The sequence below is a fragment of the Limnofasciculus baicalensis BBK-W-15 genome, assembly GCF_024178385.1.
Lineage (GTDB): Bacteria > Cyanobacteriota > Cyanobacteriia > Cyanobacteriales > Coleofasciculaceae > Limnofasciculus > Limnofasciculus baicalensis.
In genome coordinates, this window is sequence record NZ_JAMZMM010000677.1 from 1 (window position 1) to 1,516 (window position 1,516).

Below are 1,516 nucleotides of genomic sequence, written 5' to 3' on the forward strand. Positions count from 1 at the left end.
CTCCCCATTCCCACTTTCTACTACTTAGTATGAAAAAGTAGTATATGCTATGAGGGGTTCCTCTATCCAGAAACCCGCACTTTATTCTTCTAACTCAATAGTGGAAAGGCATACACCCTGCCCTGCCTTTCCACCCGCCTTGATGGTGGGATTCCCCAGGCAGGTAGAAAGATGAACTTTGAAGCAGCACTCCAGGTGGCAAATGAGGCATTTTTTGCCCACACCCAACGTTATCTAAGTGATGTTGAAGTAACACTCCTCCGGGGGGCTTGGCAAAATCAGACCTATCAAGAGATGTCAGAAAACACTGATTATACTGCGAATTACTTACAACGGACGGTTGGACCAAAGCTCTGGAAACAACTTTCTGAAGCATTAGGCGAATCCGTCAGTAAAACCAACTTCCGGGAAGCGCTAAAGCGGGAAATGTCTAATCGCACTCCTTCTGCCACATTGACAGTACCCCCGTCAGCACACAGCGTCGAATTTCCCGATAAACCCGTGGCATTAGATTCCCAGTTTTATATAGAGCGTCCCCCGATTGAAGTAGATTGTTATCAGGCGATCGTGCAACCGGGTGCGCTAATCCGGATCAAAGCACCACAGCAGATGGGAAAAACCTCCTTACTATACAGAATTCTCACCTACGCCGCCACTCACGGATATCGCACGGTGCGTTTGAATCTGCGGGAAGCTGAAGGTGCAGTATTTAGCAGCCTAGATAAATTTTTACGTTGGTTTTGCGCTAATGTTACCCTCCAACTAGAATTACCGAATCAACTCGATAATTATTGGAATGAGGCAGTAATTGGTAGCATGGTAAGCTGCAAAACCTACTTCCAATCCTATCTATTAAAACGGATCGATAGTCCCCTTGTCTTAGCCTTAGATGAAGTAGATCAAGTATTTCAGTATCCCGATATTGCTAAATACTTTTTTCCCATGCTCCGGAGTTGGCATGAGGAAGCTAATAATCGGGCAATTTGGCAACAAATGCGACTAATAGTGGTACATTCCACAGAAGTTTACATTCCACTAAATATTAATCAGTCTCCTTTTAATGTGGGATTACCTGTAGATTTAAAAGAATTTACTCCTAATCAAGTTGCCAATTTAGCCGCCTGTCATCAATTAACCTTACAGCCTGAAGAGGTAGAACAAATTATATCGATGATTGGCGGACATCCTTATTTATTGCGATTGGCATTTTATCACCTCTCTCGTCAGGATGTTACCCTATCTATGCTATTGCAAGATGCCCCAACCGATGGCGGAATTTACAGTGACTATTTACGCCGAAATTTAGTTACTCTCAAACGACATCCTGAATTAGCCGCTGCCCTCAAACAAGTAGTAACTGCAACTAAACCAGTCCGTTTAGATACAATTCAAGCCTATCAGTTACACAGTATGGGATTAATCCAACGGCAAGGAGATCTCGTCATGCCTAGTTGTGAATTATATCGCCATTATTTTCACGATCGCCTGGATAATGAAGGATAAATGGGGAGTGGGG

At 43.7% G+C, this 1,516-nt stretch carries 1 protein-coding gene; it reads left to right on the top strand.

Annotated features, from left to right (window positions below; all coding sequences use genetic code 11):
- Positions 1-171 precede the first annotated feature (171 nt).
- Complete coding sequence (locus NJ959_RS29390) at positions 172-1,503, top strand: AAA-like domain-containing protein (protein WP_254015299.1); 1,332 nt, start codon at positions 172-174, stop codon at positions 1,501-1,503.
- Positions 1,504-1,516: the final 13 nt, after the last annotated feature.